General features: G+C 66.2%; 9 protein-coding genes (1 of these 9 cut by a window edge). All 9 read left to right on the top strand.

Features of this window, described 5'->3' with window-relative positions; translation table 11 throughout:
* Nucleotides 1-1364, top strand: the 3' portion of a protein-coding gene (gene rnr / locus ACOOGH_RS05910; protein ID WP_420450073.1) for a ribonuclease R. 607 nt of this gene lie to the left of the window's left edge; the window shows 1364 of its 1971 coding nt (coding positions 608-1971); the start codon falls outside the window, past its left edge; its stop codon occupies nt 1362-1364.
* 106 nt (nt 1365-1470) lie between these two features.
* A protein-coding gene (gene prfB / locus ACOOGH_RS05905; RefSeq protein ID WP_420448039.1) for a peptide chain release factor 2 occupies nt 1471-2584 on the top strand; the annotation gives its coding sequence in 2 pieces (ribosomal slippage) (nt 1471-1536 and nt 1538-2584; 1113 coding nt in all).
* Entirely contained in the window at nt 2581-4197 is a 1617-nt protein-coding gene (gene lysS, locus ACOOGH_RS05900; protein ID WP_420448038.1) for a lysine--tRNA ligase, read from the top strand. Before prfB ends, lysS begins: the two co-directional genes overlap by 4 nt.
* Complete coding sequence (locus tag ACOOGH_RS05895) at nt 4194-5543, top strand: FtsX-like permease family protein (protein ID WP_420448037.1); 1350 nt, start codon at nt 4194-4196, stop codon at nt 5541-5543. The genes lysS and ACOOGH_RS05895 overlap by 4 nt, the downstream gene beginning before the upstream one ends.
* Before the next feature lie 2 nt (nt 5544-5545).
* Nucleotides 5546-6244: an ABC transporter ATP-binding protein gene (locus ACOOGH_RS05890; RefSeq protein WP_420448036.1), complete on the top strand. Its 699-nt coding sequence runs from the start codon at nt 5546-5548 to the stop codon at nt 6242-6244.
* A gap of 31 nt (nt 6245-6275) precedes the next feature.
* Nucleotides 6276-6770: a UvrB/UvrC motif-containing protein gene (locus ACOOGH_RS05885; RefSeq protein WP_420448035.1), complete on the top strand. Its 495-nt coding sequence runs from the start codon at nt 6276-6278 to the stop codon at nt 6768-6770.
* Nucleotides 6767-7843: an ATP--guanido phosphotransferase gene (locus ACOOGH_RS05880; RefSeq protein WP_420448034.1), complete on the top strand. Its 1077-nt coding sequence runs from the start codon at nt 6767-6769 to the stop codon at nt 7841-7843. The genes ACOOGH_RS05885 and ACOOGH_RS05880 overlap by 4 nt, the downstream gene beginning before the upstream one ends.
* 56 nt (nt 7844-7899) lie before the next feature.
* Nucleotides 7900-10386: an ATP-dependent Clp protease ATP-binding subunit gene (locus ACOOGH_RS05875; RefSeq protein ID WP_420448033.1), complete on the top strand. Its 2487-nt coding sequence runs from the start codon at nt 7900-7902 to the stop codon at nt 10384-10386.
* Nucleotides 10383-12809, top strand: coding sequence for an outer membrane protein assembly factor BamA (bamA, locus tag ACOOGH_RS05870; protein WP_420448032.1), 2427 nt, complete (start codon nt 10383-10385; stop codon nt 12807-12809). Before ACOOGH_RS05875 ends, bamA begins: the two co-directional genes overlap by 4 nt.
* Nucleotides 12810-12822: the final 13 nt, after the last annotated feature.

Raw genomic sequence — 12822 nt, 5'->3', positions numbered from 1 at the left:
GTCGGGGTGACCGCGTCATCACGATCGACCCAGGGGATGCTCGAGACCACGATGACGCACTCTCCATCGAACGGCTCACGGGCGGTGGGGCTCGGATCGGGATCCACATTGCCGACGTATCGCACTATGTACGGGAGGGAGAGGCGCTCGACGCGGAAGCTTGGGAGCGCGGCACGAGCGTGTACCTCGTGGATCGTGTGCTGCCCATGCTCCCGCACGCGCTGTCGAGCGACCTCTGCTCGCTCGTGCCCGGGGAAGACCGGCTCACGCTGGCCGCCTTCCTCACCGTGGATCGCGGCGGACGGCTCCGGGGGACGAGCTTCGCCCGGGCTGTCATCCGTAGCGCGCACCGGCTCTCGTATGAAGAGGCGCAGGAGGTGATCGACGGAGAAGCGACCCCCGCGGCACGGCGGGACTCGGGCCTGCGCGAGGATCTTCGCGCGTTGCTCGATGTGAGCCGCAGCTTCCGTCAACGGCGCCGCGCGCGCGGGAGCCTCGACTTCGACCTGCCGGAGTCGCACGTCGTGCTCGACGAAGAGGGGGCTCCCGTCGATGTGCGGCCGCGCGAGCGGCTCGCCTCGCACCGGCTCATCGAAGATCTGATGATCGCCGCGAACGAAGCGGTGGCGCAGTGGGCGATCGAGAATGGGGTGCCCGTACTGTACCGCATCCACGAGGAACCGAACCCCGAGAAGATCGACACGCTCCGCCTGCTGGCGACCGAATTCGGACTCTCATTCCCGCAGCGCAACCCGCGCCCGCGCGACTTCCAGCGACTGCTCGACGCCGTGAAGGGCAGGGTCGAGGAGTCCGTCATCTCGGTCCAGGTCCTGAGAAGCCTTGCCAAGGCCCGCTACGAGCCGGGCAACGAAGGCCATTTCGGGCTCGCCTCCCCGGCGTACCTCCATTTCACCTCGCCCATCCGCCGGTATCCGGACCTCATCGTGCACCGGCAGCTGGCTCGCTGGCTGGCGAACCCCGGTTCCGCGCGCGAGATCAGCCGGGAGTGGCTCTCCGACACGGCCCGACACGCCTCGGCCCGGGAGGAGAACGCGGCCCGGGCGGAGCGTGATTCGGTGGACCTCAAGAAAGTCGAGTTCATGGAGCGGCACGTCGGGGATCACTTCGACGGCACGATCAGTGCCACGGCCCGCTTCGGTTTCTTCGTGCGGCTCAACGCGTACGATATCGAAGGTCTCGTCCATGTGAGCCGCCTCTCGGGGGACTACTACGTCCACGACGGGACGAAGCACATGCTGCGGGGGCGCCGAACGCGCAGGAGCTACCGGCTCGGGGACCCCGTGGAGATTCAAGTTGTGCGCGTGGATCGCGAGGCACGGCGGATCGATTTCGATCTCCTCTGACGCGACTCCGGAAAGTTCGCCTTCCGGGGGGAAACGTGGTCTATTTACCGTCGGCAAATCACACCCCACACGGACCCGACGCGCGCGCGGAGGGCTGGAGCCGGACATGACGGAGCTCGCGAAACAGAAAGAACGCGCCGAGGCGCTGCGCGGCCGGCTCGATGAGCTACGGGGGTATCTTTGAGATCTCCGAGAAGCTGACCCGCATCGGCGAACTCGAGAAGAAGATGGCAGCCCCCGCGTTCTGGAACGACCAGGACGCCGCCAAGGAGGTCATCGGGGAAGCGAACCTGCTCAAGACCTGGACCGGTCCCTGGGCGGACTGCTCCGCCCGCGTGGACGATCTTCTCGAGATGACGCTGCTGCTCGAGGACGAGGACGACGCCGAACTGGAGGCGGAACTCGAGGGCGGACTCGACGGGGCGGAGAGGGAGGCGGCCCGCCTGGAATCCCGTAACATGCTGCGGGGGGAGGACGCCCACCGCAGCGCGCTCGTCACGATCAACCCGGGAGCCGGCGGTACGGAGTCACAGGACTGGGCCCAGATGCTCATGCGCATGTACGTGCGCTGGGCGGAACAGCACGACTACAAGGTCGAGATCATGGATCTCCTTCCCGCCGAAGAAGCCGGGATCAAGTCCGCGACCCTCGATGTGGAGGGGCAGTTCGCCTACGGGTATCTGTCGGCCGAACGCGGCGTCCACCGCCTCGTGCGTATTTCCCCCTTCGACTCGCAGGGGCGCCGGCACACCTCCTTCGCCTCGGTGTTCGTCTATCCGGTGGTCGATGACGACATCGAGATCGAGGTCAATGAGGAGGATCTCAGGATCGACACGTTCCGGGCATCGGGGGCGGGCGGTCAGCACGTGAACAAGACGGATTCCGCGGTGCGGATCACGCATCTCCCGACGGGGATCGTCGTCTCGTGCCAGCAGGAACGCAGCCAGCACAAGAACAAGTCCAAGGCGCTGAAGATGCTGCAGGCCGCCCTCTACCAGCGGGCCGTAGAGGAACGGGAAGCGCGCCGGGCCGAACTCGAAGGCTCGAAGACGCGAATCGAGTGGGGTCGGCAGATCCGGTCCTACGTCCTGCAGCCTTACAAGATGGTCAAGGACCACCGGACGAACCTGGAGGTCGGCAACGTCGGCGCGGTGCTCGATGGCGAGCTCGACGGTTTCATCCAGGCCTTCCTCCAGGAATCCGGCAAGACGAGCGCATGAACTGCCCATCGTGCGGTTCCGATACCGTTGGACTCCGCGACGGAGCCTGCACTGCGTGCTGGTACGCGTCCGAGGCGCGACCGAAGCCGGTAAGGGACCGCTTCGCGAAGCTCGCCCGCGTGCGCGAACTGGGCCTCGAACCCTACGGCTACGCCTTCGATCGTTCCCACCAACTGCGCGACGCGTTCGCCGCGTTTGAGGAGCTGGAGGCCGCGACCCAGGGAGCGACGGACGGCCAAGCGCCCACCGAACTCGAAGGCGTCCGTGTCGCGGGCCGCATTCTGTCCTACCGGGACCTGGGCGGAAGCGCCTTCTCGCACATCGGCGATCACGACGGGCGACTGCAGATCCACCTGCGGCGCAACCTCCTGGGAGCTGAGGGGGCCGCACTCATGGACCTGCTCGACCTCGGCGACTGGGTCGGCGTTGAAGGCGCCGTCTTCCGCACGCGACGGGGAGAGGTCACGGTGCGGGCCGAATCCCTCACGCTTCTGACAAAGACCCTCCGTCCGCTCCCCTTCGGGAAGGAGGAGATCGCCGAGGACGGACAGCGCGTCGTGCACAGCGGGTTCAGCGACCAGGCCTCGCGCTACCGGCAGCGGTATGCGGATCTGGCGGTGAACCCGGAGGTGCGCGAGGTGTTCCGGATCCGGAGCAGAATCGTCACGGAACTCCGCCGCTGGCTCGACGCGCGCAACTTCCTCGAGGTGGAGACTCCGGTTCTGCAACCTCTCTACGGCGGCGCTCTGGCACGACCGTTCTCCACGCACCACCACCGGCTCGACCGGAAGATGTTCCTGAGGATCGCCGATGAACTCTATCTGAAGCGGCTCATCGTAGGGAATCTCGACCGAGTGTACGAGATCGGGCACGACTTCCGGAACGAGGGGATCGACCGCACGCACAACCCCGAATTCACGATGCTCGAGCTGTACTTCGCGTTCGCGGACTACGAGGACGTGATGGAGCTCACCGAGACGATGATCGGCGACGTCGCGCGGGAGGTGATGGGGACGACACGGTTCGAGTACGACGGCGCGGAGGTGGACCTCGCCGCGCCCTGGCCACGCGTCCGCTGGGATGAGGCCTTCTCGTCGGCTACCGGTCTGGATCCGCGGCGCGCGGGCGAGGCCGACCTCCGCACTCTTGCGGAAGAGGCCGGACGCACGGACGCTGACCAACTCTCGCGCGTGCAGATTCTCGACACGCTCTTCTCGGATCTGGTCGAAGACCGGATCACGGATCCCGTCTTCGTGTACGGTCACCCGATCGAGATGAGCCCGCTAGCGAAACCCATGCGTGGGGAGCCGGATCTTGCGGAGCGATTCGAGGTCATCGCGTGCGGCTTCGAACTCGTGAATGCGTTCAGCGAACTCAACGATCCGGTGGATCAGTGGAACCGGTTCGCGGCGCAGCGGCGCCTGAGAGAGGCCGGCGACGAGGAGGCGATGGAGATCGACGAGGACTATGTGCGGGCGCTGGAGTATGGCCTCCCTCCGACGGGTGGATTCGGGCTCGGCGTCGACCGCCTGGTGATGCTGCTCACCGGACAGACATCCATTCGCGATGTCGTCCTCTTCCCCATGCTGCGTCCGGAGGAGGGGCAGGCGTGAGCGCAGGCCGGGGCCGCTTCGAACGCTTCGTGGCGCGGCGCTACCTGCGGGGGACCGGGCGGCGCATCTCCGTCTTCGGCATCTTCCGTGCCCTCGGCCGCTTCCTTCGCCGGCCGTGGTGGCCCTTCGGGGGCGGCGGCACCGTGGACGAAAGAGACTCGAGGCTCGTTGCCTTCATATCGAGCCTTGCCGTGGGTGGTGTAGCCGTCGGCGTGATGGCCCTCATCGTCGTGATCGGGGTCCTCAACGGCCTCCAGGAGAGCCTGCGGGACCGGATACTGAGCGGCGGGCCGCACGCGCACGTGATGGAACTCGACAGCGGCTTTCAGATGGAGGATTGGGAGACGGTCCTCGACCGCGTTCGGCAGGACGAGAATGTGGTCGCGGCTTCGCCTTTCGTCTTCAACAAGGTCGTCCTCAACGCGGGCGACAGTTACAACGAATCCGTCGTGCTGCGCGGCATCCCGGACGACCCGGAGGGGATGCGGATCGCCGGGCTCATGGAGCACCTCATAATCGGGGAGCCACCCTTCGGCCCGACCGAATCCGGGAACCCGGGCATCGTGGCGGGACGCGGCCTCGCTCAGAAGCTCGGCCTCTATCAGGGCAAGCTCATCACCGCCGCCTCCCTTCAGAACACGCCGCTCTCCACTCTGGGCTTCTCGCCCGCGCTTGCACGCTTCGAGGTCACCGGAATCTTCCAGACGGGACTGTATCAGTACGACGACGAACTGGTGATGGCCCCTCTGGCGGAGGCGCAGGCACTCCTCGGCCTCGGCGAGGCCGTGACCGGCATCGAGTTCGACGTGAGCGATCCGTGGGAGGCGAGACAAGTGTCCGCCCGGCTGGAGGAGGCGCTTGGCTGGCCCTACCGCGTGGAGGGCTGGCAGGAGCTCAACAGCAGCCTCTTCTCCGCGCTCCGCCTCGAGAAGCTCGGCATGGCCGTCGTGCTGATCCTGATCGTGCTGGTCGCCTCCTTCAACATCGTCTCGACGCTCGTGATGATGGTCGCGGACCGCACGCGGGAGATCGGGATCCTCCGGTCCATGGGAGTGACGGCACGGAGTGTGGGGAAGGTGTTCACGAACATGGGGCTCTTCATCGGCGTCGTCGGTACGACGCTGGGCGCCGCGCTCGGCGCCATCCTTGCCTGGGCCCTGACGCGTTACGAGTTCATCGCACTCCCCAGCGATGTGTACTTCATCGACCGGCTCCCGATCTCGCTGGCGCCGCTCGACGTTACGCTGATCATCCTCGGTTCGCTGCTCATCTCCTACCTGGCCACGATCTATCCGGCGCGAAAGGCCGCAGCGCTGGCACCCGTCGACGCGATCCGGCACGAGTGACCGTGCAACGAACGGGAAAGGCGCCGCCGGCAGTCCGAACGGCGGGACTCGTCCGGACCTTTCCGAGCCCTGATGGCGGTCTCATACCGGTCCTGACCGGGATCGGCCTCACCGTGGACCTCGGGGATTCCCTGGCCATCGTGGGTCCCAGTGGGTCCGGGAAGTCGACCCTGCTACATTTGCTCGGTGCCCTCGACCGGCCGACGGGAGGAGACGTCTGGCTGGGAGGGGAGCGGGTGTCGGAACTCGAGGGGGAACGGCTGGCCGAGCTGCGGAACCGTTTCGTCGGCTTCGTCTTCCAGTTCCATCACCTGCTGCGCGATTTCACGGCGCTGGAGAACGTGATGCTGCCGCGGTTGATTTCCGGGGCTTCGCAGGAAGAGGCTCGGGATCGGGCCGCGGGGCTGCTCGCTCAGGTGGGGCTGGCGGAGCGCGAGAGCCACCGGCCGCGTCGGCTTTCCGGGGGCGAGCAGCAGCGGGTCGCGGTGGCCCGTGCGCTGGCGAACTCGCCGCCGCTCGTGCTGGCGGACGAGCCGTCCGGGAACCTCGATGCGGAGGCGACGCTGCGTCTTCACGACCTGCTGTTCGAGTTGGTGGACGGGCACGGCGCGGCGCTGGTCGTCGTGACCCACAGCCGCGAGCTGGCGGGCCGTGCGGGTCGGGTGCTGCGCATCGAGAGCGGAGAGCTCGTCGCCGTGTGATGGAGCGCCGGGCGGCGCAACGGAGAAACGAATGGACTGCGAGAACTGCGGGGAACGCAAGGCGAAGATCACGCTCACGGAGATTGAGGACAACGAGATGCGTACGCTCAATCTCTGTTCGACGTGCGCCTCCCTGAAGGGGGTTTCCGCCAGCGGCGGATCCCCCCCCATGGCGGACCTGCTGGCGCACCTCGGCGGGAGTTCCGGAGACACCCTGTTCCCCCCGGCCGCGGAGCCGTGCGAATACTGCGGCACCGGAGCCGACGACTTCCGCAAGTCGGGGCGGCTGGGATGTCCCCAGTGCTACGCTCAGTTCCACCGGCAACTCCGCGCGCTCCTCCGCCGCGTGCACGGATCGTCGCAGCATATGGGTAAGGTGTACGTGAGCACGGCCCCCGAGACGGACCCCGAGCGGGTTCGCCTCTCCACGCTGAGGCGGCGTCTGGAGCGCGCAGTCGAGATCGAGGATTTCGAGTCCGCGGCGGACCTCAGAGATGAGATTCACGCGCTGACGGAGGTCTCGTGACGGACGGGCCCGGGACGGCGCCGCCCGTCGGCACGCACGGTCTCGACTGGGTCGATGAAGCCGGACCCAATGGCGATATCGTCGTTTCCAGTCGGGTGCGCCTCGCCCGCAACCTCCAGGGGTATTCCTTCGCCTCGCACGCGACCGGAGAGGAGCGGGAAGCCCTGCTCGAGAAGGCGCGGGCGGCGACGGAGGCCGCCGGGATGCTCGAAGAAGCCGATTTCTGGGAGATCGCCCGCCTCGAGCCGGTGGACCGACTCCTGCTCCTCGAACGGCGCCTCGTGAGCAAGGAGCTCATCGGCGGGCCGGAAAGCGGACCGCGGCGCGGCTCGGGCCTCGCCCTGTCCCGGAACAGGGCGCTCGGACTGATGGTGAACGAGGAGGACCACCTCCGGCTTCAGACGCTGCGCGGGGGCTTCCAGCTCGCGGCGGCATGGCGCGATCTCGATCAGTTGGACGAAGAGATCGGCGCCCGCCTTCCGTACGCGTTCCATCAGGAGTTCGGCTTCCTGACCTCCTGTCCGACCAACGTGGGGACCGGGCTGCGGGCCTCCGTCTTCATCCACCTCCCCGGTCTCGTCCTCACTCGTCAGATCCGCAAGGTGCTGGAGGGGATGGGGCAACTCGGCGTGACGTACCGGGGTCTATACGGAGAGGGTTCGAGAATCGTGGGCAACCTGTTTCAGATCTCGAACCAGACGACCCTGGGCAAGACCGAGGAGGATCTGATCGACCAGCTAGAGCGCCTCGTCGGCCGCGTGATCGGCTACGAGAAGCAGGCGCGGGCCGTGCTGCTGCGCGAGGCCCCGCACGTACTCGAGGACAAGGTCTGGCGGGCGTACGGGATCCTGTGTCACGCGAGGAGTCTGCCCTTCGAGGAGATGATGAACCTCCTTTCCGGAGTCCGTCTGGGAATCTCGCTGAGACTTCTCAAAACACCCCGTGTAGAGGTGATCATCCGCATGATGATCCACGCCCAGACCGCACATCTCGCGCGCGCGGCGGGGCGCCGGCTCGACGAGGCGGATGCGGACGCGTTCCGCGCGAGCTACGTTCGAGGAGCCCTTGAGTAGCACGGATAAACACCGGTCACGCTGCCGGCCGCCTGTCGACGCCATATGAGGCCCGGATGAACTACAACTTCACGGATCGTGTTCGGAAAGTGCTCGCGATGGCGCGCGAGGAGGCTATCCGCCTCAAGCACGACTATGTGGGTACCGAACACATCCTCCTCGGCCTGATCCGTGAAGGCGAGGGCGTCGCCGCCGCGGTTCTGGCCAACCTGTCGGCCGACCTCGGCGAGCTGAGAAAGCTCGTGGAGGGCAACATCCGGCCGGGGAAGAGCAGTTCATCGATCGGTGAGCTGCCCTACACAACGCGGGCGAAGAAGGTGCTTGAGCACGCGATGGCCGAGACGGAGGAACTCCACCACACGTATGTGGGGACCGAACACCTCCTGCTGGGTCTGCTTCGCCAGGAGAAGGGTCTCGCGGCGAAAGTGCTCGGAGAGGCGGGGATCGGACTCGACGGCGCGCGTGCCGAAACGCTGAAGCTGCTCGGGACCGACATGCCCGCCGGCGGCACCCCCGCCGCGGCCTCCGTCTCCGACCCCGCAAGTTCGGGTACGAAGGGGGACAAGAAGTCGAAGACGCCGGCGCTGGACCATTTCTGCCGCGATCTCACCCAGCTCGCGCGGGAGGGGAAGCTCGACCCGACGATCGGTCGGCTGGGCGAGATCGAGCGTATGATGGAGGTGCTCTCGCGCCGCAAGAAGAACAATCCCGTGCTCATCGGCGAGCCGGGCGTGGGCAAGACGGCGATCGTCGAAGGGCTGGCCCAGGCCATCCAGCGGGGCGATGTGCCGGACAGCCTGAAGCGGTACCGCGTACTTGCGCTCGACATGGCCGCCGTCATCGCCGGCACCAAGTACCGGGGGCAGTTCGAGGAACGGCTCAAGGCCATCGTAAACGAGACGTCGCAGGCGAAGGGCGTCATCCTCTTCATCGATGAGTTGCACACGCTCGTCGGCGCGGGAGCGGCGGAAGGCGCGATCGACGCGTCGAACATGCTCAAGCCCGCCCTCGCCCGCGGTGAACTGCAGTGTGTGGGCGCCTCCACTCTGAACGAGTACCGGAAGTACATCGAGAAGGACGGGGCGCTGGAACGCCGCTTCCAGACGGTGATCGTCGAAGCCCCGTCGATCGACGAAACCATCGAAATCCTCCAGGGCTTGCGGAAGTACTACGAGGATCACCACAACGTGGAGCTTCCGGATCCGTCCCTTTCCGCCGCCGCACGGCTGGCCGAACGCTACATCACGGACCGCTTCCTTCCGGACAAGGCCATCGACGTCATCGATGAGGCGGGAGCCCGGTCGAGGCTCGCCGCGCAGGTGCCTCCCGCCGAGGTCCAGGAGTTCCAGACGAAGCTCGAGGAACTCGCGGAGTGGAAGGACGCGGCGATCAGCGATCAGGACTTCGAGCGCGCTGCCTACCTGAGGGACCGCGAGAAGGAAGTCCAGGAGGAGATCAAGCGCCGGCGTGACGAATGGGAGCGCGCGCGTGCCGAGTTCCGTCCCACCGTCGGGGAAGAAGAGATCGCCTTCATCGTGGGCCGCTGGACGGGGATTCCGGTGACCCGGCTCAGGGAAGCGGAGACGGAGCGCCTCCTGAGGATGGAGGACGAACTGCATGAGAGTGTCGTCGGCCAGGACGAGGCGATCGACGCGGTGAGTCGTGCGATCCGTCGCGGACGAGCGGGTCTGAAGGATCCGGACCGGCCGATCGGGAGCTTCATCTTCTGCGGACCCACCGGGGTGGGGAAGACCGAACTGGCGCGGGCCCTGGCGCGCTTCCTCTTCGCCGAGGAGAGCGCGCTCGTACGCGTGGACATGTCGGAGTACATGGAGAAGTTCTCGGTGAGCCGTCTCATCGGCGCCCCGCCGGGCTACGTCGGCTACGAGGATTCCGGCGCACTCACGAAGGCCATCCGGCGGCGGCCGTACAGCGTCGTCCTGCTCGACGAGATCGAGAAGGCGCATCCGGACGTCTTCAACATCCTCCTCCAGGTCCTCGATGAGGGTCGGCTCACGGACAACTACGGGCGGGTGATCGATTTCAAGAACACGGTCGTGATCATGACGTCCAACGTCGGGAGCCGGGACATCGGCACCTCGACCCGCGTGGGCTTCACGGAAGACACGGACGGAATCGACTACAACCGGATTAAGGAACGCGTCTCGGACGAGATCAACCGCGTGTTTACGCCCGAGTTCCTGAACCGGGTCGAGGAAACGATCGTCTTCCATCCGCTGTCGAAGGAACAATTGGGCGAGATCGTGCACATCCAGCTCCGGGAGGTACAGAAACGCCTCGCGGAGGAGATGCTCGAACTCGAGCTGAGCGATGCGGCGATCCGGTTCCTGGTGGACCACGGCTATGACGAGAAGTTCGGGGCACGTCCGCTCAAGCGGACGATTCAGCGGCACGTCGAGGACGCGCTCTCCGAGCGGATCCTGATGGCCGATTTCGAGCCCGGAGACCAGATCCGGGTGGACGTCGCCGACGACGAGGACAGCCTGGTGTTCGCCACGCCCACGGCTTCTTCGGCGAAATGAGCCCCCGGCAGCCGCCCGCCAGCGCGGCGAGCGGACTGGCGCTGATGGGGCTGATCCTCGCGCTCGCCACCGCGGAGCCGGCGGCGGCGCAGCTGCAGCTCGACCAGTCCTCGGTCCGCGTCGATTCTGTCATCGTGCTGGGGAATCAGCGTCACGCTGCGAACATCATCATCACGCGCAGCGGCCTCCGCGCGGGCAACGTCGTACGCCAGCCGCAGATTCAGGAGGCGATCCGCCGCCTCTTCAGTTCCGGGGACTTCTCGAACGTCGAGATCGGAGTGGCGGAGTCGGACGATCCCGAACGCGGCGTGTTCTACATCCGCGTGGAGGAACGGGCCTACATCACGCAGTACGCGTTCCGCGGTCTGGAGCGGGTCGACGAAGATGTGATCCGGGACACGGTCGGGCTCACGAACAACAGTCCGCTCGACCCGAGCCGGATCGGACGCGCGCGCGTCACGATGCTCGAGCTGCTGTCCAACGAAGGGTTTCCGACCGCGAGCGTGGATACGCTCATCCGCCCGGACCTTGCGTTCCCTCCCGACTTTCTCGTCGTGTTCGACGTGGACGAGGGGCCGCGGCTCGGGCTCACGCAGATCACTTTCGAGGGCAACGAAGCCTTCACCGACGCGGAACTCAGGGCCACGATGGCCACCGACGAGGAGGGGTTCTTCTGGTTCGATTCGGGCGAACTCAAGAAGGACGAGTTCCGGCGCGACCTGACCGAGCGACTCCCGGACTTCTACCGCTCGAACGGCTTCCTCGACTTCGAGGTTCTGGGTGACACGGTCATATCGGACCGCGTGACGGGGAAGGGACGCATCGAGATCCGGGTTGAGGAGGGGAGCCAGTACCTCCTCGAGGATCTGAGGATTACGGGGAACCGGGCGTTCCCGCTCGCGGCGATCGAACCCATTGTGCGCCGAGGCCAGCACGAAGCCGAAGGGGATGAGTATCCTCCCTTCAACTTCACCGCCTTCTACGCCTCGCCGGCGGACCTTGGAGATCTGTACCGGAACAACGGATATCTTGCGTCCCGCGTCACGCCCGACGTGCGGCGCGCGGACCTCCCCGAGGGGGAGCAGCCGCGCGTAACGGCCCACCTCAACATCGAGGAGGGCGCGCGGAGCTACATTCGCGAGATCGCGATCGAGGGGAACACGGCCACGCACGACCGCGTGATCCGGAACCGCCTGCTCATCTTCCCCGGAGATGTGTACTCGCAGGAACGTCTGATCCAGTCGTTCCAGAACATCCAGGGGTTGAACTTCTTCGAGCCGCTGCCGCCGGACGAGGCGATCGACATCCGCCCGCGCCCGGACGGGGACATCGACATCTCGCTGCGCGTGCAGGAGAAGCAGACGGGGACTCTGAACTTCGGGATCACCGCCTCCGGTTACACCGGGCTCGCGGGGTTCATCGGCTATTCGCAGCCGAACCTGTTCGGGCTTGCCAAGACGGGGAGCTTTCGCTGGATCTTCGGCCGCCGGCAGCGGGACCTCGACATCAGCTACTCCGACCCGGAAGTCTTTGGAAGCCACTATTCCGCCAACGTCACGCTCCGGAGCTCGCGCGATCAGTTCACGGGCTTCAGCCTCGGGGATCGCCGCCAGACGGGTGGTCTGACGGAAGTCGGCGTTCCGATCTTCGGGGTACGAAACACGCGCGTCTTCGCGGGCTACTCGCTGTTCGACGACGATGTGCGGGGTCTGGACACGACGAATGCGATCGGGCGGCGCTTCTCGCTCTTCTCCGGGTTGCGGTCCACCCTCTCATGGCGCCTCGTCCAGGACAGCCGGAACAATCCTCTGTTCGCGACGAGTGGAGCCCGGAACCAGTTGGCGTTCCGGCAGACGGGCGGCTTCCTGGGAGGTGATGGGAACTACCAGAAACTCGATCTGACGAGCGAATGGTTCGTGCCGGTCGGTCAACTCGGGGGAGGTCCCGGGAGCACGAGCCCGCCCATCGAACTCACGTTCGGTCTCAGCTTCGAGGCGGGGCTCATCCTGGGCCGGAATCCGTTCTTTACGGAACGGTATTACGCGGGCGGCACGCAGGCGGGGATCCAGTTACGAGGGTACGATGAGGCCTCGGTGACGCCATCGGGACACATTCCGGATGACGCCCCCTTCAGCGACCTCGACCGCGTGGGAGAATCGTTCTTCCGGACCGGGGTGACTTTCGGGATCAAGCTCACGAACAGCATCTTCATGAGCGCTTTCATGGACGCCGGGAACGTGTGGCAGGACGCCAGCCAGCTGAACCCGACGGACCTTCTGGTGGGGGCCGGGATCGGCGCGAGTCTCGTCACGCCCTTCGGTCCCCTCGGACTCGACTACGCATACGGCTTCGATCGGCGCGATGTCCTCGGCCGGCCGGATCCGGGTTGGCAGTTGCACTTCAAGTTCGGACGAGTGTTCTGAACCGAGAGGGATA

The sequence above is a fragment of the Candidatus Palauibacter sp. genome, assembly GCF_965213655.1.
Classification (GTDB): domain Bacteria; phylum Gemmatimonadota; class Gemmatimonadetes; order Palauibacterales; family Palauibacteraceae; genus Palauibacter.
The sequence above is the reverse complement of the archived record's forward strand: the minus strand, read 5'-3'. Positions and strand labels throughout refer to the sequence as shown.

Excerpts from the sequence above, each read along its gene's own strand:
- ACOOGH_RS05885 (WP_420448035.1), top strand. The coding sequence starts at position 6,276 with ATGGACTGCGAGAACTGCGGGGAACGCAAGGCGAAGATCACGCTCACG.
- ACOOGH_RS05875 (WP_420448033.1), top strand. The coding sequence starts at position 7,900 with ATGAACTACAACTTCACGGATCGTGTTCGGAAAGTGCTCGCGATGGCG.
- bamA (WP_420448032.1), top strand. The coding sequence starts at position 10,383 with ATGAGCCCCCGGCAGCCGCCCGCCAGCGCGGCGAGCGGACTGGCGCTG.
- lysS (WP_420448038.1), top strand. The coding sequence starts at position 2,581 with ATGAACTGCCCATCGTGCGGTTCCGATACCGTTGGACTCCGCGACGGA.